This window comes from Enterobacter sp. BIDMC109, from assembly GCF_001037885.1.
Classification (GTDB): Bacteria; Pseudomonadota; Gammaproteobacteria; order Enterobacterales; family Enterobacteriaceae; genus Enterobacter; species Enterobacter hormaechei_C.
In genome coordinates, this window is sequence record NZ_KQ090002.1 from 456,762 (window position 1) to 479,724 (window position 22,963).

22 protein-coding genes and 1 other RNA gene are annotated in these 22,963 nt (G+C 55.8%); 12 read left to right on the forward strand and 11 right to left on the reverse strand.

The annotated features are described in order from the left end of the window. Window positions 1-323 precede the first annotated feature (323 nt). A complete protein-coding gene (garD, locus tag SK62_RS02230; RefSeq protein WP_047719112.1) occupies window positions 324-1,895 on the reverse strand; it encodes a galactarate dehydratase in 1,572 nt (523 codons plus the stop codon). 367 nt (window positions 1,896-2,262) lie between these two features. Here garD and garL point away from each other — a divergent pair, with 367 nt between their 5' ends. From garL to SK62_RS02280, 11 genes are all read left to right on the forward strand, one after another. Further along, a complete protein-coding gene (garL, locus tag SK62_RS02235; RefSeq protein WP_003862676.1) occupies window positions 2,263-3,033 on the forward strand; it encodes a 2-dehydro-3-deoxyglucarate aldolase in 771 nt (256 codons plus the stop codon). Between the two features lie 21 nt (window positions 3,034-3,054). Continuing rightward, the gene (gene garR / locus SK62_RS02240; protein WP_040118139.1) at window positions 3,055-3,945 is read left to right on the forward strand and encodes a 2-hydroxy-3-oxopropionate reductase; all 891 of its coding nucleotides are present in this window, start codon (window positions 3,055-3,057) and stop codon (window positions 3,943-3,945) included. A gap of 56 nt (window positions 3,946-4,001) precedes the next feature. Then, window positions 4,002-5,147, forward strand: coding sequence for a glycerate 2-kinase (garK, locus tag SK62_RS02245; RefSeq protein ID WP_047719111.1), 1,146 nt, complete (start codon window positions 4,002-4,004; stop codon window positions 5,145-5,147). Between the two features lie 32 nt (window positions 5,148-5,179). After that, an RNA gene (gene rnpB, locus SK62_RS21835) (RNase P RNA component class A) lies at window positions 5,180-5,556 on the forward strand. Window positions 5,557-6,228: 672 nt separating this feature from the next. Then, complete coding sequence (gene tdcA / locus SK62_RS02250; protein ID WP_006812085.1) at window positions 6,229-7,149, forward strand: transcriptional regulator TdcA; 921 nt, start codon at window positions 6,229-6,231, stop codon at window positions 7,147-7,149. 96 nt (window positions 7,150-7,245) lie between these two features. Beyond that, window positions 7,246-8,235: a bifunctional threonine ammonia-lyase/L-serine ammonia-lyase TdcB gene (gene tdcB, locus SK62_RS02255; protein WP_023304478.1), complete on the forward strand. Its 990-nt coding sequence runs from the start codon at window positions 7,246-7,248 to the stop codon at window positions 8,233-8,235. 10 nt (window positions 8,236-8,245) lie between these two features. Beyond that, window positions 8,246-9,577 carry a threonine/serine transporter TdcC gene (gene tdcC / locus SK62_RS02260; protein ID WP_006812083.1) on the forward strand — a complete coding sequence of 444 codons (1,332 nt, stop codon included), beginning with the start codon at window positions 8,246-8,248 and terminating at the stop codon, window positions 9,575-9,577. A 30-nt stretch (window positions 9,578-9,607) separates the two neighbouring features. Beyond that, complete coding sequence (tdcD, locus tag SK62_RS02265; RefSeq protein WP_045344033.1) at window positions 9,608-10,816, forward strand: propionate kinase; 1,209 nt, start codon at window positions 9,608-9,610, stop codon at window positions 10,814-10,816. Between the two features lie 15 nt (window positions 10,817-10,831). Beyond that, on the forward strand, window positions 10,832-13,126 hold the full coding sequence (gene pflB, locus SK62_RS02270) for a formate C-acetyltransferase (RefSeq protein ID WP_017382432.1): 2,295 nt from the start codon (window positions 10,832-10,834) through the stop codon (window positions 13,124-13,126). A 274-nt stretch (window positions 13,127-13,400) separates the two neighbouring features. Next, window positions 13,401-14,732, forward strand: a complete 1,332-nt coding sequence (locus tag SK62_RS02275) for an SLC5/6 family protein (RefSeq protein WP_048249280.1) — start codon at window positions 13,401-13,403, stop codon at window positions 14,730-14,732. A gap of 20 nt (window positions 14,733-14,752) precedes the next feature. Continuing rightward, window positions 14,753-16,057, forward strand: coding sequence for an L-cysteine desulfidase family protein (locus SK62_RS02280; protein ID WP_015571948.1), 1,305 nt, complete (start codon window positions 14,753-14,755; stop codon window positions 16,055-16,057). Window positions 16,058-16,137: 80 nt separating this feature from the next. Here SK62_RS02280 and SK62_RS02285 read toward each other — a convergent pair whose 3' ends face one another. Continuing rightward, entirely contained in the window at window positions 16,138-16,839 is a 702-nt protein-coding gene (locus SK62_RS02285; RefSeq protein ID WP_017382430.1) for a pirin family protein, read from the reverse strand. A gap of 104 nt (window positions 16,840-16,943) precedes the next feature. On the opposite strand from SK62_RS02285, the gene yhaJ reads away from it, so the two are divergent. After that, complete coding sequence (gene yhaJ / locus SK62_RS02290) at window positions 16,944-17,846, forward strand: DNA-binding transcriptional regulator YhaJ (protein WP_003862655.1); 903 nt, start codon at window positions 16,944-16,946, stop codon at window positions 17,844-17,846. A gap of 38 nt (window positions 17,847-17,884) precedes the next feature. Here the strand turns inward: yhaJ and SK62_RS02295 are convergent, their stop codons facing one another. The 9 genes from SK62_RS02295 to yqjA form a co-directional block, all read right to left on the reverse strand. Continuing rightward, complete coding sequence (locus SK62_RS02295; RefSeq protein WP_015571946.1) at window positions 17,885-18,250, reverse strand: DUF805 domain-containing protein; 366 nt, start codon at window positions 18,248-18,250, stop codon at window positions 17,885-17,887. Window positions 18,251-18,356: 106 nt separating this feature from the next. Continuing rightward, window positions 18,357-19,343, reverse strand: coding sequence for a glutathione S-transferase family protein (locus tag SK62_RS02300; RefSeq protein WP_047719110.1), 987 nt, complete (start codon window positions 19,341-19,343; stop codon window positions 18,357-18,359). A 72-nt stretch (window positions 19,344-19,415) separates the two neighbouring features. Continuing rightward, the gene (locus SK62_RS02305; protein ID WP_006812075.1) at window positions 19,416-19,808 is read right to left on the reverse strand and encodes a DoxX family protein; all 393 of its coding nucleotides are present in this window, start codon (window positions 19,806-19,808) and stop codon (window positions 19,416-19,418) included. Between the two features lie 247 nt (window positions 19,809-20,055). Beyond that, entirely contained in the window at window positions 20,056-20,352 is a 297-nt protein-coding gene (locus SK62_RS02310) for a YqjK-like family protein (protein WP_003862649.1), read from the reverse strand. Continuing rightward, window positions 20,349-20,747 carry a phage holin family protein gene (locus tag SK62_RS02315; RefSeq protein ID WP_003862647.1) on the reverse strand — a complete coding sequence of 133 codons (399 nt, stop codon included), beginning with the start codon at window positions 20,745-20,747 and terminating at the stop codon, window positions 20,349-20,351. The genes SK62_RS02310 and SK62_RS02315 overlap by 4 nt, the downstream gene beginning before the upstream one ends. A 2-nt stretch (window positions 20,748-20,749) precedes the next feature. Next, window positions 20,750-21,055: an ElaB/YgaM/YqjD family protein gene (locus tag SK62_RS02320; protein ID WP_003862645.1), complete on the reverse strand. Its 306-nt coding sequence runs from the start codon at window positions 21,053-21,055 to the stop codon at window positions 20,750-20,752. Window positions 21,056-21,084: 29 nt separating this feature from the next. Further along, on the reverse strand, window positions 21,085-21,453 hold the full coding sequence (locus SK62_RS02325; protein ID WP_017382428.1) for a DUF1090 domain-containing protein: 369 nt from the start codon (window positions 21,451-21,453) through the stop codon (window positions 21,085-21,087). Between the two features lie 143 nt (window positions 21,454-21,596). Further along, entirely contained in the window at window positions 21,597-21,980 is a 384-nt protein-coding gene (gene mzrA, locus SK62_RS02330; RefSeq protein WP_003862640.1) for an EnvZ/OmpR regulon moderator MzrA, read from the reverse strand. Window positions 21,981-21,982: 2 nt separating this feature from the next. After that, a complete protein-coding gene (gene yqjA / locus SK62_RS02335; RefSeq protein WP_003862638.1) occupies window positions 21,983-22,645 on the reverse strand; it encodes a DedA family general envelope maintenance protein YqjA in 663 nt (220 codons plus the stop codon). Window positions 22,646-22,963 lie beyond the last annotated feature (318 nt).

Genomic DNA, 22,963 nt, shown 5'->3' on the forward strand with positions numbered 1-22,963 from the left:
GGTCCGGCTGTAAATCGCTGAGGCGTTTCCTGTAGGCCGGGGCGAGGCGCAGGGATGCGCCGAGAGGGCGGGCTTTACAGGGATGTTACCTCCGCCCGTCCCCGATAAGCCGGAAGGAATAAGCCGAAGGCACCGCGAAGCGGCGATTTACCGCCGGAAGCCCGGGTCGCCAGGGTGGTGGCGACTGAGCCACCCTGGCACGTTCACCGGTCATGTCGTGACAGAGTAGCAAGGAACATAAAGTGAACGGAATGACCACCAGAGCCGTATGTTCCCCCTCACCCAGCCCTCTCCCTCAAGGGAGAGGGCTGGGTGAGGGGCCATCACGTCACCGGCGCCGGGTTAAACACCGCCAGCGAGTTATGCAATCCCCATTGATCGGAGAAGGTTTTCTTCCGCCCGCTTGCCACATCCAGAATGAAGTGGAACAGCTTCCAGCCCACCTCTTCAATACTCTCTTCCCCGGTGGCGATGGTGCCCGCGTTGATATCCATTAAGTCATACCAGCGGTTTGCCAGCTCGGTGCGGGTCGCCATTTTGATCACCGGTACCGCCATCAGGCCGTACGGCGTGCCGCGCCCGGTGGTAAAGACCTGTACCGTAATGCCGGACGCCACCTGTTGGGTGCCGCACACGAAATCACTGGCAGGCGTTGCCGCGTAGATCAGGCCGCGTTTGGTTGGGCGCTGGCCAGGTGAGAGCACTTCCACAATCGCGCTCTGGCCGGATTTGGCAATCGATCCGAGGGCCTTTTCCACCACGTTCGCCAGGCCGCCTTTCTTGTTACCCGGAGACGGGTTGGCGCTGCGGTCGGTTTTGCCCATGTCGAGATAGTTATCGTACCAGGCCATCTCCTCCAGCAGGCGTTTGCCCACCTCTTCGTTGACGGCGCGCGGCGTGAGCAGGTGGATAGCATCACGTACTTCGGTGACTTCGGAGAACATCACCGTGGCGCCGCAGCGCACGAACAGATCGGAGGCATAACCTACCGCCGGGTTAGCGGTGACGCCGGAAAACGCATCGCTGCCGCCACACTGTGTCCCAACGACCAGTTCAGAGGCCGGGCAGGTTTCACGCTGGCGTTTGTTCAGCTTCTCCAGATGGCGCTCTGCCACCTGTAAAATGTCGTCGACCATCGATCTGAAGCCGACATGGTGTTCATCCTGAAGTCGCACAACACTGGCATCGTCAACCGGAATGGCTTTCACATCCTCAGTACCCTGCAACAGGCGTTCTGGCTGCAATTTTTCACAGCCGAGACCAATCACCATGACCTCACCGCCAAAGTTTGGGTTAAGGGCGATATTGTGAATCGTGCGGATCGGCACGACCGCTGCGGGCGCGTTGATCGCCATGCCGCAGCCGTACAGGTGGTTAAGACCCACCACGCCGTCAACGTTGGGGTATTTCGGCAACAGATCGCGCTCAATAATTTTCACCACATAATCCACTACGCCCGCCACGCAATGCACGCTGGTGGTGATGCCAAGCAGGTTTTTGGTTCCCACGCTGCCATCCGCGTTGCGGTAACCCTCGAAGGTATAACCCTCCAGCGGAGGCAACGGCTCAGGGACGCGGGTAGCCAGCGGCAACGACTCCAGCGGCGGGGCGGTGGGCAGCTCAACCAGCGACTCCTCAATCCAGCTACCCTGCGGGATAGCGCGCACCGCATAGCCGATGACTTCGCCGTAGCGCACGATTTCGCCCTGCGCCGGGATATCGACCAGTGCGACTTTATGCCCCTGCGGAATGTGCTCAATCAGCTCCAGGCCATCCGGAAAGCGGGTGCCAGCTTTTAAGCCATTGTCGTTGACAATAATCGCCACGTTATCGGTATCGTGCACTTTTATATAGAACGCCGTCGGCGACGCCTGTCGAATTTCAATATCGGCCATTGTTCACTCTTCTCCAGCAAAATATCTGATACTAAATATAGCCAGATGGTTAATTGTTTCTTATTGAGGAAATAAAGAATGCCAGGAGAGGAAAGGTGAGAATGTGATCGCGATCGCTCCCGAACCACTAATCGTTGATTCTGTGCATCAGCGCCCACTGTGTTGGGCATATGCTCAAAATAGCGTGCCACTCCCGTTGGATAATTGAGCATTGAGACAATGTGCTGCCGGGTGGTGACGATTATACTGAATGACGATTTTATAACGCCAAAATTCAGTCAGGAAAATAAATATAACGCTGACGCTGAGTCGGAATAAATAAGAAAAGCTACTGGCTAAAACTGCGGAATTAAAAAAGGTATAAGTAATGAGTAACGACATCTTCCCGAATAAATTTAAAGCGGCCCTCGCGGCGCATCAGATTCAGATTGGCTGCTGGTCTGCGCTGGCCAACCCCATCAGCACCGAAGTGCTGGGCCTGGCCGGGTTCGACTGGCTGGTGCTGGACGGCGAACATGCGCCAAACGATATCAACACGTTTATTCCGCAGCTGATGGCGCTGAAAGGCAGCCACAGCGCGCCGGTGGTGCGTGTACCCACCAACGAGCCGGTGATCATCAAGCGTCTGCTGGATATCGGCTTCTACAACTTCCTGATCCCGTTTGTTGAAACGGAAGAAGAAGCGGTGCTGGCCGTGGCGGCGACCCGCTACCCACCGGAAGGGATCCGCGGCGTGTCCGTCTCGCACCGCGCCAACATGTTTGGCACCGTGCCGGACTATTTCGCCCAGTCCAACAAGAACATCACCATTCTGGTTCAGATCGAGAGCCAGCAGGGGGTCGATAACGTCGACGCCATTGCCGCGACGGAAGGGGTAGACGGCATTTTCGTCGGCCCGAGCGATCTGGCGGCCGCCTTTGGTCATCTGGGCAACGCCAGCCATCCGGACGTGCAGCGCGCAATTCAGCACATTTTTGCCCGTGCCAAAGCGCACGGTAAACCGTGCGGCATTCTGGCGCCAGTGGAAGCCGATGCCCGCCGCTACCTGGAGTGGGGCGCAACGTTTGTTGCCGTGGGCAGCGATCTCGGCGTATTCCGCGCCGCCACGCAGAAATTAGCGGACGCTTTTAAAAAATAACCATCATTGAGGAAACAGATTATGACGCTGAAAGTGGGTTTTATTGGCCTGGGTATCATGGGCAAACCAATGAGCAAAAACCTCATCAAAGCAGGTTACTCACTGGTGGTTTTAGATCGTAATTCAGACGCGGTGGCAGAGGTGATTGCGGCTGGCGCAGAAACGGCGACAACCGCAAAAGCGATTGCTGAGCAGTGCGACGTGATTATCACCATGCTGCCAAACTCCCCGCACGTGAAAGAGGTGGCGCTGGGTGAGAACGGCATTATCGACGGCGCGAAGCCGGGTCTGGTGGTGATCGACATGAGTTCTATCGCACCGCTGGCAAGCCGCGAAATCAGCGAGGCGCTGAAAGCGAAAGGCGTGGCAATGCTGGATGCGCCGGTCAGCGGCGGCGAACCGAAAGCCATCGACGGCACCCTGTCGGTGATGGTGGGGGGGGATAAAGCCGTGTTTGACAAATACTACGACCTGATGAAAGCCATGGCTGGCTCCGTGGTGCACACCGGTGAAATTGGCGCAGGCAACGTCACCAAGCTGGCAAACCAGGTGATTGTGGCGTTGAACATCGCGGCCATGTCCGAAGCGCTGACGCTGGCCACCAAAGCGGGCGTTAATCCGGATCTGGTTTATCAGGCCATTCGCGGTGGTCTGGCGGGCAGCACCGTGCTGGATGCCAAGGCGCCGATGGTGATGGATCGTAACTTCAGGCCGGGTTTCCGCATCGATCTGCACATTAAGGATCTGGCGAATGCGCTGGATACCTCCCACGGCGTGGGCGCGCAGCTGCCGCTGACTGCCGCCGTCATGGAGATGATGCAGGCGCTGCGTGCGGACGGTCTGGGCACCGCCGATCACAGCGCGTTAGCGTGCTATTACGAAAAACTGGCGAAGGTTGAAATTGCTCGCTAATGACGTCCTGCCCGGTGGCGTTACGCTTACCGGGCCTACGGCTCAGGCATACAACTATGAAAATCGTAATCGCGCCAGACTCTTATAAAGAAAGCCTGTCTGCCACCGAGGTGGCGCAGGCGATAGAAAAAGGATTTCGGGAAATTTTCCCCGATGCTCATTACGTGTCTGTTCCCGTTGCTGACGGCGGAGAAGGTACGGTTGAAGCGATGATCGCTGCGACGCAGGGCACCTGGCAGCAGGCTGTCGTCACCGGCCCGTTAGGGGAAAAGGTGAAGGCCAGTTGGGGGATCTCGGGCGACGGTACCACCGCGTTTATCGAGATGGCCGCCGCCAGCGGCCTGGTGCTTGTTCCTCCCGCGCAGCGTAACCCGCTGGTCACGACGTCGCGCGGGACGGGGGAGCTGATCCTCAGCGCGCTGGATAAAGGCGCGCGCAACATCATTATCGGTATCGGCGGGAGCGCAACCAACGATGGGGGCGCGGGTATGATGCAGGCGCTGGGCGCGAAGTTTACGGATGCGAACGGGACGGAGATCGGCTACGGCGGCGGCAGCCTGATGGCGCTTAACCGGATTGATATTTCCGATCTCGATCCGCGTCTTCAGGGATGCGCAATCCGCGTCGCCTGTGACGTGACGAATCCGCTGGTCGGTGAAAGCGGCGCGTCGCGTATCTTTGGCCCGCAAAAAGGCGCCACGGAGGAGATGATCCTCGAACTCGACGCCAATCTTAGCCACTACGCCGGGGTGATCAAAAAATCGCTGCGCATTGACGTCAACCGGGTTCCGGGGGCTGGCGCCGCGGGCGGCATGGGCGCAGCGCTGATGGCCTTCCTGGGCGCTGAGCTGAAAAGCGGCATCGAGATTGTCACTCAGGCGCTCAATCTTGAAGAACATATTCACGACTGCACGTGGGTGCTGACCGGGGAAGGGCGCATCGACAGCCAGAGCATTAATGGCAAAGTGCCCGTCGGTGTGGCGAGCGTCGCCAAAAAATACCATAAGCCGGTGATCGGGATTGCCGGAAGTCTGACGCAGGATGTGGGTGTGGTGCATCAGTACGGCATCGACGCGGTGTTCAGCGTACTGACCCGCATCGGTTCACTGGAAGAGGCGTTCCAGGAAGCGTATGACAACATTTACCGCGCCTCGCGGAATATCGCGGCCACATTGCAGGTAGGCATGCGTAGCCAGGGGTGACAGCGGCGGGCAAACCCTCTATACTGCGCGCCGAAGCTGACCAGACAGTCGCCGCTTCGTCGTCGTCCCTTTCGGGGGAGACGGGCGGAGGGGAGGAAAGTCCGGGCTCCACAGGGCAGGGTGCCAGGTAACGCCTGGGGGGGAAACCCACGACCAGTGCAACAGAGAGCAAACCGCCGATGGCCCGCGCAAGCGGGATCAGGTAAGGGTGAAAGGGTGCGGTAAGAGCGCACCGCGCGGCTGGTAACAGTCCGTGGCACGGTAAACTCCACCCGGAGCAAGGCCAAATAGGGGTTCACATGGTACGGCCCGTACTGAACCCGGGTAGGCTGCTTGAGCCAGTGAGCGATTGCTGGCCTAGATGAATGACTGTCCACGACAGAACCCGGCTTATCGGTCAGCTTCAACTTCTTACGAAACCCCGCTTCGGCGGGGTTTTTGCTTTCAGAAGGTTGCAGGCCGGGTAAGCGAAGCGCCAAACGACATCAATTCTCAATTTTGCGATGCGAAGCACATTTCACTATTTGCCTGACTGTGTGTTCCTCTCATCTGCTGCGCATGATCGTAATCACAAAATTTAACGCTATAAAATTAGAAAATTTTAGTGTTGATAAGATGTTGTAAATGTTTAGTCAGTGATGCCGAATGTTATTCATTTGATAATTTAATATTGAATCTAAAAACATTCTTCTGGTGAATGTGTGATATATCCCACTCTTTAACCGGAAAGTGAATAAATATTCCTGATAAAGTTGATAAACCACAAAAATGTTTTAAAGGAATAATGGTGTTTTATTAACCTTTAATTGCCTGAAAGATAGCCTTTATTAATATTTTTAAGGCAAAAAAATTCACGCTGGTTATTGCCATAAAATAAATTTATTACCGCGTTTTTTATTGATCGATATCAGCGTAAATGCGTATTTTTATTGTAATAAGCATTTGATTTATAAAGACATAAATAGATTTCTGGTGCGATTGAAAACAGAGCGTCCTGGCAAATTGTGAGTAACAGCACATACCCCCTGAAACAATATTGGGTAGAATCCGCTGCGTCATAGGGAAATAAGCGCAGAATATTATGAATACTATTATTCTACCGAAAACACAGCACCTCGTGGTATTTCAGGAAGTCATCAAAAGTGGCTCCATAGGTTCTGCTGCAAGACAACTGGGGCTGACGCAACCTGCCGTCAGCAAAATCATCAGCGACATCGAATCCTACTTTGGGGTGGAAGTGATGGTGCGTAAGAACACCGGCGTAAAACTCACTGCCGCCGGTCAGGTGCTGCTGTCCTACGCTGAGTCGATCACCCGCGAAATGAAAAACATGGTGAGCGAGATTAACAGCCTCAGTTTCAGTACCGTCATGGACGTCTCTTTTGGCTATCCGTCGCTGATTGGCTTCACCTTCCTGTCCGGGATGATCAAAAAATTCAAGGAAGTGTTCCCGAAAGCGCGTGTCTCAATGTATGAAGCGCAGCTCTCTTCATTCCTGCCCGCCATTCGCGATGGCCGGCTGGATTTCGCCATCGGCACGCTGAGCGACGGGATGCAGCTTCAGGATCTTCACGTTGAGCCACTGTTTGAATCCGAGTTTGTGCTGGTGGCGAGTAAATCACGAACGTGCACCGGCCCGACCAGACTGGCATCGCTCACGCACGAGCAGTGGGTGATGCCGCAAACCGATATGGGCTACTACAACGAACTCCTGACCACCCTGCAAGACAACCACATCAGCATTGAAAACATCGTCCAGACCGATTCCGTCGTCACCATCTATAACCTTGTCCTCAATGCCGATTACCTTACGGTGATCCCCCGTGACATGATTGCGCCATTCGGCTCGGACCAGTTTATTGTTCTGCCGGTGGAAGATGAATTACCCGTGGCGCGTTATGCCGCCGTGTGGTCAAAAAATTACAGTATTAAAAAATCGGCGTCAGTATTAGTTGAACTGGCAAAACAATATTCGTCGATGAATATCGAAAAACGACGATAGAAATAATGATGATTTAAAACACCCGGAGCGACGCTTTTTAACGCTCTGATACCCTGACTTTGCCTGAAAACAATGAATTATTATAACGAGGATATTATGCACATTACTTACGATCTCCCGGTGACCATTGAAGATATTCAGGACGCCAGAAAAAGACTGGCGGGAAAGATCTATAAAACCGGTATGCCGCGCTCGAATTATCTGAGCGAACGGTGTAAGGGTGAGATATTCCTGAAATTTGAAAATATGCAGCGTACCGGTTCGTTTAAAATACGTGGGGCGTTTAATAAATTAAGCTCGCTGACCGATGCGGAAAAACGCAAGGGCGTGGTGGCCTGTTCCGCAGGGAACCACGCGCAGGGGGTTTCTCTCTCCTGCGCCATGCTCGGCATCGACGGCAAAGTGGTCATGCCGATGGGCGCGCCGAAATCCAAGGTTGCCGCCACGCGTGACTACTCTGCCGAAGTGGTGCTGCACGGCGAGAACTTTAACGACACCATCGCCAAAGTGAGCGAAATCGTCGAGATGGAAGGGCGCATTTTTATCCCGCCTTACGACGATCCGAAAGTCATTGCCGGCCAGGGCACCATCGGCCTGGAAATCCTCGAAGATTTATATGACGTGGATAACGTGATTGTCCCCATCGGCGGCGGCGGTTTAATTGCCGGTATTGCGACAGCAATTAAATCCATCAACCCAACTATCAATATTATCGGCGTGCAGTCTGAAAATGTGCACGGAATGGCGGCATCGTATCAGGCCGGAGAAATAACCAGTCATCGTGTTACCGGCACATTAGCTGACGGCTGCGACGTGTCTCGCCCAGGTAATTTAACCTTCGAAATTGTTCGTGAATTAGTCGATGACATTGTGCTGGTCAGCGAAGACGAGATTCGCAACAGCATGATCGCGCTTATTCAGCGAAATAAGGTGGTCACGGAAGGTGCCGGTGCGCTGGCGTGCGCGGCGTTATTAAGCGGCAAGCTGGACCACTATATTCAGGGCCGAAAAACCGTCTGCATTATTTCCGGCGGCAATATCGATCTCTCGCGTGTTTCCCAAATTACCGGCTTCGTTGACGCATAAAGGATGACTTATGAGCAACACAGAAAGCATTATCGTTGGCCAGACTAAAACGTCCACCTGGCGTAAATCGGATACCACCTGGACGCTCGGCCTGTTTGGTACCGCCATTGGCGCAGGCGTGCTGTTCTTCCCTATCCGTGCAGGCTTTGGCGGCCTGATCCCTATCCTGCTGATGCTGGTACTCGCGTTCCCGATTGCGTTTTACTGCCACCGCGCGCTGGCGCGTCTGTGTTTGTCCGGCAGTAACGTCTCCGGCAACATCACCGAAACGGTGGAGGAGCATTTTGGTAAGACCGGCGGGGTGGTGATCACCTTCCTCTACTTCTTTGCCATTTGCCCGCTGCTGTGGATTTACGGCGTCACCATTACCAACACCTTTATGACCTTCTGGGAAAACCAGCTCCAGATGCCCGCCCTGAACCGCGGCGTGGTGGCGCTGTTCCTGCTGCTGCTGATGGCCTTTGTTATCTGGTTCGGTAAAGACCTGATGGTGAAAGTGATGAGCTACCTGGTGTTCCCGTTCATCGCCAGCCTGGTGTTAATTTCTCTCTCGCTGATCCCGTACTGGAACTCGGCGGTGATCGACCAGGTTAACCTGAGCGATATCGCCTTCACCGGTCATGACGGCATTCTGGTCACGGTGTGGCTGGGGATCTCCATCATGGTCTTCTCCTTCAACTTCTCGCCTATCGTCTCCTCGTTTGTGGTCTCCAAGCGCGAAGAGTACGAACCAGAGTTCGGGAAAGAGTTTACCGAGCAGAAATGTTCCAAAATCATTGGTCGCGCCAGCCTGCTGATGGTGGCGGTGGTGATGTTCTTCGCCTTTAGCTGCCTGTTTACGCTCTCTCCGCAGAACATGGCGGACGCCAAAGCGCAGAACATTCCGGTGCTCTCTTACCTGGCGAACCACTTCGCGTCGATGTCAGGCAGTAAATCCACGTTCGCCACGGTGCTGGAATACGGCGCCTCCATCATCGCGCTGGTCGCTATCTTTAAATCCTTCTTCGGCCATTATCTGGGCACGCTGGAGGGGCTGAACGGTCTGATCCTCAAGTTCGGTTACAAGGGCGACAAGAAGAAAGTCTCCGTGGGCAAGCTGAACACCATCAGCATGGTCTTCATCATGGGCTCCACCTGGATTGTGGCCTACGCCAACCCGAACATCCTGGACCTTATTGAAGCCATGGGTGCGCCAATTATCGCCTCTCTGCTGTGCCTGCTGCCGATGTACGCCATCCGCAAGGCGCCTGCGCTGGCGAAATACAAAGGCCGGACCGAGAACATCTTCGTAACCGTGGTCGGCCTGCTGACCATTCTGAACATCGTGTACAAACTGTTTTAAACCAAAGCTCAGGAAGAGCGGAGCCATACCATGATTGAGTTTCCGGTAGTACTGGTCATTAACTGCGGATCGTCCTCTGTTAAGTTCTCGGTGCTGGACGCCGCAGGCTGCGATGCCCTGATGACGGGCATTGCGGACGGCATCAACACAGAAAAAGCCTTTATTTCCGTGAATGGGGGGGAGCCGGTCAGACTGGCTCACCAGGACTACGAAGGGGCGCTGGCCGCCATCGCCCTGGAGCTGGAGAAACGCAACCTGATGGGCAGCGTGGCCTTGATTGGCCATCGCATTGCCCACGGCGGCGACCTCTTCAGCGAGTCGACCCTGATCACGGAAGAGGTGATGGCGCAGATCCGCGAGGTCTCCCCGCTGGCGCCGCTGCATAACTACGCCAACCTGAGCGGCGTGGAAGCCGCCGGGCGCCTGTTCCCCGGCGTGCAGCAGGTGGCGGTATTTGATACCAGCTTCCACCAGACCATGGCGCCGCAGGCGTATCTGTACGGCTTGCCGTACCGCTATTTTGAAGAGCTGGGCGTGCGCCGCTACGGTTTCCACGGCACCTCTCACCGCTACGTGTCGGCGCAGGCGCACGCGCTTCTCGGGCTCTCTCCCGATGACAGCGGCCTGGTAATTGCCCATCTCGGCAACGGAGCGTCCATCTGCGCGGTGCGTAACGGCGTAAGCGTGGACACGTCCATGGGGATGACGCCGCTTGAAGGACTGGTGATGGGCACACGCTGCGGCGACGTGGATTTTGGCGCGATGGCGTGGATTGCCCGGCAGACCGGCCAGTCGTTCGAGGATCTGGAGCGCGTGGTCAACAAAGAGTCCGGGCTGCTGGGGATCTCTGGCATCTCCTCCGATTTGCGCGCGCTGGAGAAAGCCTGGCATGACGGCAACGAGCGGGCGCGGCTGGCAATAAAGACCTTTGTCCACCGGATTGCGCGACATATCGCCGGTCATGCCGCGTCCCTGCACCGTCTGGATGGCGTGGTGTTTACCGGCGGGATCGGTGAGAACTCCGTGCTTATCCGCGCGCTGGTGGTGGAGCATCTTAAGGTGTTTGGCATCATCCTCGACGAGTCCAAAAATGCCCTGCCGGGCAGCGCGGGCGAGCGCGTGATCTCCACCGAGTCGTCCCGCGCGGCCTGCGCGGTGATCCCTACCAATGAAGAAAAAATGATCGCGCTGGACGCCCTCCGTCTTGGGAAGGTTACTCCGGCTGCGGCTTACGCCTGATAAAGCGAGAATCTGATGAAAGTAACAATCGATACGGGCGTCGCGCCTTACAGCGACGCATGGGCCGGGTTTCGCGGTGAAGAATGGAAAAACGCCATCAACGTGCGCGATTTTATTCAGCATAACTACACCCCTTATGAAGGCGATGAAGCTTTCCTCGCGCAGGCGACGCCAGCAACGACGGCGCTGTGGCAGAAGGTGATGGTCGGCATTCGTCAGGAGAATGCTACTCACGCTCCGGTGGATTTTGACACCAACATCGCCACTACCATTACCGCGCACGGGCCGGGCTATATTGATCAGGAGCTGGAGACGATCGTTGGCCTGCAAACCGACAAGCCGCTCAAGCGCGCCCTGCATCCGTACGGCGGGATCAACATGATCCGCAGCTCGTTCGAAGCCTACGGTCGCGAGATGGATCCGCAGTTTGAATATCTCTTCACAGACCTGCGCAAAACCCACAACCAGGGCGTGTTTGACGTTTACTCCCCGGAGATGATGCGCTGCCGCAAATCGGGGGTGCTGACCGGTCTGCCGGACGGCTACGGGCGCGGACGCATCATCGGCGACTACCGTCGCGTGGCGCTGTACGGCATCAGCTATCTGGTGCGCGAGCGTGAACTTCAGTTCGCCGATCTCCAGGGGAAACTGGAGCGCGGAGAAGATCTGGAGGCCACGATCCGCCTGCGCGAGGAGCTGGCGGAGCATAAACGTGCGTTGCTCCAGATCCAGCAGATGGCGGCGAACTATGGCTTTGATATTTCACGTCCGGCGATGAATGCGCAGGAAGCGGTGCAGTGGGTCTACTTTGCCTACCTTGCCGCAGTGAAATCCCAGAATGGCGGGGCGATGTCGCTGGGGCGCACGGCCTCGTTCCTTGATATCTACATTGAACGCGACATGCAGGCAGGACGGCTGAATGAGGTGCAGGCCCAGGAGCTGATCGACCACTTCATCATGAAGATCCGCATGGTACGCTTCCTGCGCACGCCGGAGTTCGACACGCTCTTCTCCGGCGATCCGATCTGGGCCACGGAAGTGATTGGCGGCATGGGGCTGGATGGCCGCACGCTGGTGACCAAAAACAGCTTCCGCTACCTGCATACCCTGCACACCATGGGGCCTGCGCCGGAGCCAAACCTGACGATCCTCTGGTCCGAACAACTGCCGATCGCGTTCAAGAAATACGCCGCGCAGGTGTCGATCGTCACCTCCTCGCTGCAATACGAGAACGACGATCTGATGCGCGCCGACTTCAACAGCGACGACTACGCCATTGCCTGCTGCGTCAGCCCGATGGTGATCGGCAAGCAGATGCAGTTCTTCGGCGCACGCGCCAACCTGGCGAAAACGCTGCTGTATGCAATCAACGGCGGGGTGGATGAGAAGCTGAAGATCCAGGTGGGGCCGAAAACCGAGCCGCTGCTGGAGGAGGTACTGGATTACGACACCGTAATGGCGAGCCTCGATCACTTCATGGACTGGCTGGCGGTGCAGTACATCAGCGCGCTGAATCTCATTCACTATATGCATGATAAATACAGCTACGAAGCCTCGCTGATGGCGCTGCACGACCGGGACGTCTACCGCACCATGGCCTGCGGCATTGCCGGGCTGTCGGTGGCGGCGGATTCCCTGTCGGCCATCAAATACGCCACGGTAAAACCGGTGCGCGACCACACCGGTCTGGCGGTGGATTTCGTCATCGAAGGCGACTATCCGCAGTACGGCAACAACGACGATCGCGTGGACAGTATCGCCTGCGATCTGGTTGAGCGCTTTATGAAGAAAATCCAGGCGCTGCCGACGTACCGCAACGCGGTACCGACGCAGTCGATCCTGACCATCACCTCCAACGTGGTTTACGGGCAGAAGACCGGCAACACGCCGGACGGACGTCGCGGCGGCACGCCGTTTGCGCCTGGCGCCAACCCGATGCACGGGCGCGACAGAAAAGGGGCGGTGGCGTCGTTAACCTCGGTCGCCAAGCTGCCGTTCACCTACGCCAAAGACGGGATCTCCTACACCTTCTCCATCGTGCCGCAGGCACTGGGCAAGGACGAGCCGGTGCGCAAAACCAACCTTGTCGGGCTGCTGGACGGATACTTCCACCACGAAGCGACCATTGAGGGCGGGCAACACCTGAACGTCAACGTGATGAACCGGGAGATGCTGCTGGATGCCGTCGCCCATCCGGAGAACTATCCGAACCTGACGATCCGCGTTTCAGGTTATGCGGTGCGGTTTAACGCCCTGACGCGCGAGCAGCAGCAGGACGTGATTTCGAGGACGTTTACGCAGGCGATGTAATACAGGCTTCATCTTCAGCCTCCTCAAATGGGGAGGCTTTTAATTTTGTGAACGTCGTCAATTTTAGAAAACTTACTCTCCTTTCTGCTATCCCGAAGTAATATTATTCTCTCGCTTTAGAAAATCCCTATAAAAGTTGTGACTTTTTTCTCCCGCGCTCCGGATATGATCTTCCCATATCAATAACTCACACCTGCACCCTCTGACTCGCAATCGCTGGCGATCGGAACCTTATAAAAACAACCAGTTACCCTACAAAATAAGCGAGTGCCCAATGAATATGGCAACAAACAGCAGTGTGATTGTGAGTGATTCCCCTGCGGCAAGGCGGGCGGGAATGAGCGAAAGCGAATGGCGAGAGGCGATCAAATTCGACAGCACCGATACGGGCTGGGTCATCATGAGTATCGGGATGGCTATCGGCGCGGGCATCGTTTTTCTTCCTGTGCAGGTCGGGTTAATGGGGCTGTGGGTGTTTTTACTCTCGTCGATAATTGGTTATCCGGCTATGTACCTGTTCCAGCGCCTGTTTATTAATACGCTGGCGGAATCACCGGAATGCAAAGATTACCCGAGCGTCATTAGCGGTTATTTAGGTAAAAACTGGGGCATCCTTTTGGGTGCGCTTTATTTCGTGATGCTGGTGATCTGGATGTTTGTCTATTCCACGGCTATCACCAACGACAGCGCATCCTACCTACACACCTTCGGCGTAACCGACGGTTTGCTGTCGGAAAATCCGTTCTACGGCTTATTCCTGATCTGCATTCTGGTCGCCATTTCGTCGCGCGGTGAAAAACTGCTGTTTAAAGTCTCCAGCCTGATGGTGCTGACCAAATTATTTGTGGTAGCGGCGCTGGGGCTTTCGATGATTGGCCTCTGGCATTTAGCCAACGTCGGTATGCTGCCGCCGATGGGCCTGCTGATTAAAAACGCCATTATTACGCTGCCTTTCACCTTAACCTCCATTCTGTTTATTCAGACATTAAGCCCGATGGTGATTTCCTATCGTTCACGGGAAAAATCCGTTGAGGTGGCGCGTCATAAAGCGCTGCGGGCAATGAATATCGCCTTTGGCGTGCTGTTTTTGACGGTCTTTTTCTACGCGGTCTCCTTTACGCTGGCGATGGGGCACGACGAGGCGGTAAAAGCCTACGAGCAGAATATTTCCGCCCTGGCAATCGCAGCACAGTTCATCAGCGGTGACGGTGCGGGCTGGGTCAAAATCGTCAGCGTGATCCTCAACATTTTTGCCGTGATGACCGCGTTCTTTGGCGTCTATCTCGGCTTTCGTGAGGCGACGCAGGGCATCGTGATGAACATCCTGCGCCGCAAAATGCCGGCGGAGAAAATCAATGAAAGCACCGTCCAGCGCGGGATTATGCTGTTCGCTATCCTGCTGGCCTGGAGCGCGATTGTGTTAAACGCGCCGGTGCTGAGCTTTACCTCCATCTGTAGCCCTATTTTCGGAATGGTGGGTTGCTTAATTCCGGCGTGGCTGGTCTACAAAGTGCCCGCACTTCATAAATATAAAGGCGTATCGCTGGTGATTATTGTGTTTACCGGGCTGCTGCTTTGTGTTTCTCCTTTCCTCGCCTTCTCATGAGGTTAAATAAGGTCGTAACGATGTCTGAGCAAATTAATCCTTTATGGAACCATTTTATTCGCGCTGTGCAGGAAGAGGTAAAGCCTGCGCTGGGCTGTACCGAACCCGTCTCGCTGGCGCTGGCGTGCGCGATGGCTGCCGGACAGCTTGACGGTGAGGTGACGCGTATCGAGGCGTGGGTATCGCCGAACCTGATGAAAAACGGGCTTGGCGTAACGGTGCCCGGCACCGGTATGGTCGGTTTACCCATCGCGGCCGCGCTGGGGGCGACAGGCGGTAATGCACACGCCGGGCTGGAGGTGTTGAAAGACGCGTCGGCCGAGGCGCTAACGCGCGCCAAAGCACTGCTGAACGCGGGTCTGGTGCAGGTGAAATTGCAGGAGCCGTGCGAGGAGATCCTCTATTCACGCGCCTGCGTTTACGTCGGTGAATCCTCGGCGATGGTGACCATCGCTGGCGGGCACACTCGCGTGGTGGAGGTAGTTTGTCAGGGCGAAACGCGCTTCAGGCTTGACGATCGTCAGAGCCAGAACAACGACGATCCGCTGGCGGTACTCTCGACCACCACGCTGTCGCAGATCCTTGAGTTTGTAGAGCAGGTGCCGTTCGACGCGATCCGCTTTATCCTCGATGCGGGGCGGCTGAACGATGCGCTCTCCCGCGAAGGTTTGCGTGGCAACTGGGGGCTGCATATTGGCGCGACGCTCAATAAACAGCGCGCACGCGGCTGGATGGCGCAGGATCTGGGTTCAGACATTATTATCCGCACCAGCGCAGCCTCGGATGCCCGCATGGGAGGCGCGACGCTGCCGGCGATGAGCAACTCGGGTTCCGGGAATCAGGGCATCACCGCCACCATGCCGGTAGTGGTGGTGGCTGAGCACGTTCAGGCCGATGACGAACGGCTGGCGCGGGCGCTGATGCTCTCGCATCTGTCGGCTATCTATATCCATTACCAGCTTCCGCGCTTGTCCGCGTTGTGCGCGGCGACAACGGCCGGAATGGGGGCAGCGGCGGGGATGGCGTGGCTGATGGGCGGATCTTACCAGACCATTGCCATGGCGATCGGCAGTATGATCGGCGACGTGAGCGGGATGATCTGCGATGGGGCCTCTAACAGCTGCGCAATGAAGGTCTCGACCAGCGTCACCAGCGCCTGGAAAGCCGTGATGATGGCGCTGGATGATACTGCGGTGACGGGTAACGAGGGGATTGTGGCGCACGACGTGGAACAGTCTATCTCTAACCTGTGCGCCCTGGCGTGCCGCTCAATGCAGGCGACGGACCGGCAGATCATTGAGATTATGGCGAGTAAGGTGTTGTGATTTAATCCAACCCGTTACCCCTGACCCTAACCCTCTCCCATAGGGAGAGGGAACCGATCGAGCGAGGGGGCGTGTTGATCTTAAACCGGCAAATCAATCAACAGCGCGCGCAGCGGCGTATCGGCAACCAGAGTGATATTCGCTTCGTCACGAATAAACGCCCCGTCACCGCAGGTGAGCGCTTCTTTCTCTTCCGTATGCGTGACCGCATGCACCGTTCCGTGAATGGACTGCAAATAGGCACGCGGGCCATGAAGCTGGAAGCTCGCCTGTTCACCTTTTTTCAGTTCGATATGGTGCAGCCACACCTGCTGGCGCAACTGCAAGCTGCCTTTGCTGCCGTCTGGCGAGGCAATCAGCTGCTGTTTACCGCCCTTCAGATCGATTTTTTGCACCAGCGGATTTTCCCGCTCCGGACAGGCATCCAGCCACAGCTGCATGCGGGTCAGCGTTTTATCTTTGCTGAGGTTATGCTCGCTGTAGCTAATACCTGGCTGCGTGGAAATTAACAGCGCCTCGCCAGCCTTTGCCTGGACATGATTGCCCTCGCTATCGCGGTATTCTGCCTCGCCTTCCAGGATCAGGTTCAGGATATCGACTTTAGGGTACGTGCGCGGCTGGAAGGACGCGCCCGGGGCGAGCACTTCCTGATTCAATACGCGCAGTGAAGCGTAACCGAGGAGTTTAGGGTCAAAGTAGTGTCCAAAGGAAAAGGTGTAGCGGGCCTGCAACCAACCGAAATCGGCTTGTCCGCACTGTTTCGCTGTTCTTGTCGTAATCATAAACTTGACCTCTCTTTACACTAAATCAATGGTAAAGGTATGGACGCTGCATTGTTAGCCAGATATTCTGCCTGGTATGTTCAAATTTCCTGAATGAGAACGAGATGGCTAAAGAGAGAGCATTGACGCTTGAGGCGCTTCGCGTCATGGACGCGATTGACAGGCGCGGCAGTTTTGCCGCGGCGGCAGATGAACTGGGGCGCGTTCCGTCTGCCCTGAGCTACACCATGCAAAAGCTGGAAGAGGAGCTGGATGTTGTGCTCTTTGACCGTTCCGGTCATCGAACAAAATTCACCAACGTTGGGCGGATGCTGCTGGAGCGCGGCCGCGTATTGCTGGAAGCGGCGGATAAGCTCACGACGGATGCCGAAGCGCTGGCCCGCGGCTGGGAAACCCATCTGACGCTGGTGACCGAAGCGCTGGTGCCCACCGAGGCGCTGTTCCCGCTGGTGGACAGACTGGCCGCGAAAGCCAATACCCAGCTGTCGATCATCACTGAGGTGCTGGCCGGGGCGTGGGAGCGTCTTGAGACGGGCAGGGCGGATATCGTGATTGCGCCGGACATGCATTTCCGCTCATCGTCAGAAATCAATTCGCGCAAACTGTACAGCGTGATGAACGTCTACGTCGCCGCCCCGGATCACCCGATCCATCAGGAGCCGGAGCCGCTCTCTGAGGTCACGCGCGTGAAATACCGCGGCGTGGCGGTCGCGGATACCGCCCGAGAGCGCCCGGTGTTAACGGTACAGTTGCTGGATAAACAGCCGCGACTGACGGTAACGTCGCTGGAAGATAAGCGACAGGCGCTCCTGGCGGGGCTGGGCGTGGCGACTATGCCGTATCCGTTTGTCGAAAAGGACATTGCAGAAGGGCGGCTGCGCGTCGTCAGCCCGGAATACACCAGCGAAGTGGATATCATTATGGCGTGGCGTCGCGACAGCATGGGCGAAGCCAAATCGTGGTGTTTGCGTGAAATTCCCAAGCTCTTTGCCCACCACAACAAATAAGCGTAGGCCCGGTAAGCGTATGCGCCACCGGGCAGAATTTACGCGCTTGCCTTAGGATCCGGACCAAAGCGGTTTTCGCCCGGCGTTCCGCTCTGACAGTTGAAAATCAAAATCACGATCCAGCCGATAAGCGGGATCAACAGCAACAGCAGCCACCACGCCGAACGATCTGTGTCGTGGAGACGACGAAACAGTACGGCCCATGAAGGCAGCAGAACTAACACACCATAAATGGTGGTGAGAATGCCTTCACCCCCCTCGCGTTCCCAGCCGAGGATCTTGTCCACAATGCCCAGCACCATAATCAGGACGAAGTTCACCAGAACGAACATCCAGTACTCTTTACGGCGGGCACGGCCACCAAATCCAACGTAGTTGCGCAGTACTTTTAAATACCAGTCCATTTTTCCTTGCCTCTTAATCAGTCAATCACTTGTTTTCTAAGCGATCGAGGTAAGGATAGATGTATGCTGTGAATTAAAAAAGGGAATCAATTGATTCCCTAAATAATTATCCGAAACGCACGTCGCGCCCGTGCGGTTCATCCAGGTCCTGCCACGGGCCAATGGAGATAATGCCCGTTGGGTTGATGGTCTTATGACTGCGGAAATAGTGGGTGCGAATATGGTCAAAATTGACCGTCTCCGCAATCCCCGGCATCTGATAGATGTCGCGCAGGAAACCGTGCAGGTTCAGGTAATCACTGATGCGATGCTTGTCGCACTTGAAGTGGGTGACATATACCGGATCAAAGCGGATCAGCGTCGTCCACAGGCGGATGTCTGCTTCGGTGAGGCGATCGCCCGCTAAATAACGATGCTGGCCGAGGATCTGCTCCAGGCGCTCCAGGGATCCAAACACGTTGCCGACCGCTTCGTCGTACGCTTCCTGACTGGTGGCAAAGCCCGCTTTGTAGACGCCGTTGTTAACGTTGTCGTAGATCCAGCCGTTCAGCTCGTCAATTTTCTCGCGCAGCTCAACCGGGTAGTAATCCCCGGCGCGGGCACCGTGCGCGTCAAACGCGGTATTGAACATGCGAATGATTTCAGCGGATTCATTGCTGACGATCGTCTGGTTTTTCTTGTCCCACAGCACAGGCACCGTTACGCGTCCGGTGTAGTGCGGATCGGCGCGCAGATAGAGCTGATACAGGAAATCGTGATGATAAAGCTCATCACCCGTCGCGGCCGGGAAGCCACTGTCGAACGTCCAGCCGTTTTCCAGCATCAGCGGGTTGACCACCGAAACCGGAATTAACGATTCGAGACCTTTAAGTTTGCGCACAATCAGCGTGCGGTGCGCCCACGGACAGGCGAGAGAAACATACAGATGATAACGATCTTTTTCCGCCGCAAAGCCCCCTTCGCCACTCGGGCCGGGTGCGCCGCCGGCGGTCAGCCAGTTACGGAAGGCCGAAACAGAGCGCTTAAAGCGTCCACCGGTGGATTTGGTGTCATACCAGACATCCTGCCAGACGCCGTCTACGAGTTGTCCCATTTTTTACTCCTCCGTCAGATAGCAAAAGCGAGGAGATGTCTCCTCGCTTTGAATGTAATCAGTATAGCCTGCTTACCACTTCTTATTCAGAAGACGGTCGATGCTGTAGGCGCCCGGACCCGTGATAGCCAGCAGCAGGAAGCCGCCCGCGATGGTCAGGTTTTTCATGAACATCAGGGAGTTCACGCCTTCCGCAAAGTTGCTGTGGAAGATGAACGCGGTCAGCAGGGTAAAGCCTGCGGTGAACAGCGCCGTAGTGCGGGTCAGGAAACCGAACAGCACTGCCAGGCCGCCGCCGAACTCAAGCAGAATGGTCAGTGGCAGCAGGAACCCCGGCACGCCCATCGCTTCCATATACTGCTGAGTGCCCGCATAGCCGGTAATTTTGCCCCAGCCTGCGGTGATGAACAGAACAGGCATCAGAATACGCGCTACCAGTACACCAACATCTTCTAATTTTTTCATTTTACTCTCCAGGAAACCACATCAGCGGCTAAACGTTATTTGCTTGCAAATTCGGGTAGATACCGCGTCTTTGCTGTCGATGGAGAGGAGTGTAAACGGGGCGGATGGCAAATGTTAGCAAGGAAAACTGTTAATCTTCTTCAAAGATATTGAGTAAGGGAGGGGGTTTTGCCGGGTAGCGGCTACGCCTTACCCGGCCTACACGCAATCGTAGGCCGGGTAAGCGCAGCGTCACCCGGCAAGAAGGCTAGCGCAACTGCTGTTGTCGCAGCGTGGTTTTCACCAGACGCCAGGCGCTCCAGGCGCCAAAGCCGCGGCGTGCCCAGCGGATCAGCATGTTAGGATGCCGAACCGACCAGATCGCCATCACGCTGCTGCCGACCAGCGCCCATGAGCGCAGGCTCAGGACCGTGTTCCAGCCGCGGTCAAACCGATGCGTGGCTTCAACCCAGTCTCGACGGCTGGCAGACAAATCCAGCCGCTGCTGCTGGATTTGGCTCAACAGATACGCTTTCCGCTTTTGACGTTCGGCTTTGTCGCTCACGACTTATCATCCTCCAGCAGGGCGCGGTCGTTGGCCAGCTCCTGGCGCGTATGGCGCAGGAAGGTCGACGTGCGCGCTTTATGCAGGGTCCAGATACCGCCTATCAGCGCCGCCACCAGCAGAACCACGGTAGTCGCAATCATCGCGTTCAGACGATACTGTGGGTCGATAGCCCAGATGATTAACACCATCAGGCTCATCAGACCAAACGCGGCAAAGAGCATCGTAAGCCCAAGCATGAGCAGCATCTGGAAGAGGTTGGCTTTCTCCTCTTCCAGCTCCACTACCGCAAGCCGGACGCGCGTTTCGGCAATCCCGACCAGCGTCGTAAGAATACGCTGGCCGATGCCGAGGACGTTTTTAGCAGGCCCTTGTGCGTGACGTGGATCTTCCATAATCAACGACGCGTCAGCAGGACACCCAGCACCACACCCACTGCGGCGCCAATACCTACACCCGTCCATGGATTATCACGTACATATTCGTCTGCGCGCGCTGCCGCTTCGCGGGTCTGTTTCGCCAGCGCATCACCGGTTTCACCCAGACGGTAACGGCTCTCTTTCAGTGCCTGCTCCGCTTTGCTGCGCAGTTTACTTACTTCTTCTTTCGATTTATCCGCAGAAGAGTTCAGCACCTCTTCCAGGGTGTCCGCCAGGGATTTCAGTTCAGCGCGCAGATTTTCTGAAGTTGTATCTTTTGACATGATTCTCTCCTGTTGAGATTTCCGTTAACTCAATAATCGCGAGCTTCCAGCGCTTTCAGTTCGTCCTGCGCCTCTTGCAACTTCCTCTCGCGCTTGGCAATTTTTTCCGCATCACCTTTCTCTTTTGCTTCCTGTAGGTCTTGACGGCGCTCGGCTATCTCGTCCTTCTGTTCAGCGATTTTTTCCTGATGATCGGCACGCAGCTTGCTGTCCGTACAGTTGTCTTTCACTTCGCTCAACGCTTTTTTCAGCCCGTCGATCCGGTGCTGATTGTTATGCTTTTCGGCATAACTGATTTCGCGTTGGATATCCTGTTCTTTCTCCTGACAAAGAGACATAGCGAAGGAAGCTGTGCTTAAAGAAAAAAGGGCCAGAGCCAGAGTGATGCGGTATTTCATTATAGAAACCTTCCATTGTGTTACGGCGTAAGCCGTGTTCCAGAACTATGCAGAGAACATCTGAGGGGTGCTCCGCGTACTTAAGCATAGTAAGTAAACGGGAGTTTCACCAAAGTAGGTGAAAATATTCGGAATCTTAGTCGTTAACCAAATCGATGCGACGTGTCGCGTAACCGTGACATCCAGGAGGCTACGTGGCTGTCATCATCCTGTTGCGCAATGATGTAACCCTGCGGCAGCGTGCGGTCCAGCACGGCTTTCGCCGCGGCGCTTTGCGCACTGGAGTCAAATTTTATCAGCAGCACATCGTCTTGCGGCGTGATGCTCTTAAAGCGGATCCCGTTTGCGTCCAGATGATGCCAGATGGAAAAACCATCCGGCACGCTGGTTCCCTGGCTCACAGGACGGATAGCCAGCGTCGACTCCTGATGCTGTAGCGCAGACCACAGCAGGATAAGAGCGCTGAACATCATCAGCGCGACGATAGCGTAAGAGAAGCGGCGCAGCGCGAGCGGGGAGATAACCATCGTTAACCCCTGGCTCCGTATTTCTTCTTCCACAGTACGACCAGGGACCCGACCAGGCCAAACACCAGCAGAACGACGGGCAGTAGCATCAGGCAAGACATCAGCTGATCTTCATATTTCATAAAGACCGGCGTTTTACCCAGCGCGTAGCCGAGCGTGGTCAGGATCAGCACCCACAGCAAGCCGCTCATCCAGTTAAAGAACTGGAAGCGCGTACTGCTCAGGCCGGACAAGCCCGCAATGGTGGGCAGCAGGGTGCGTACGAATGCGATAAAGCGGCCGATCAGTAAGGCGGAAAGCCCATGCTTATGGAAAAGGTGGTGCGCTCGCTGGTGGTAATGGGCCGGAAGGTGCGAAAGCCAGTTCTGAACGATTCGCGTGTTACCCAGCCATCGCCCCTGAATGTAACTCACCCAGCAGCCCAGGCTGGCGGCAATGGTCAAAAGCAGGACCGTTTGCGGGAAAGCCATCGCCCCTTTTGCACAGAGCACCCCGACCAACACCAGCAGGCTGTCGCCGGGTAAAAAGGCAGCAGGCAGCAGACCGTTCTCAAGGAACAGGATCATAAATAACACAAAGTAGAGCATGCCAATCATGGACGGGTTGGCCAGCGTTTCGAAATCCTGAGCCCAGAGGGCGTTCAGTAGTTGGGTCAAAAGTTCCATTCAGTGTTCCTGGAAATCGGTTAACGTCACGCCTGTCATTCGGGAAAACAGCACGGCGACATTGTTATGATTTCATTATGGTCGCTCGCGGACACATTGATGTGTGGCCAACACTGTTCCCTGTTAATTGGCTGGTTAGCAAGCACTAACTTACAAAATAACGAAGTGAATCCAATTGTAACAAAGCCCGACGTTCTGCGTCACAGAATTTGAGGGGAAACACGATTTTGGCGTAAGCCACGGAGGGGAGCGAGAAATTTTACAAAGGCTGACACTATAGAGGTTTTCTTACCCTGTCTGGCCGGAAGGCGCGGCGGT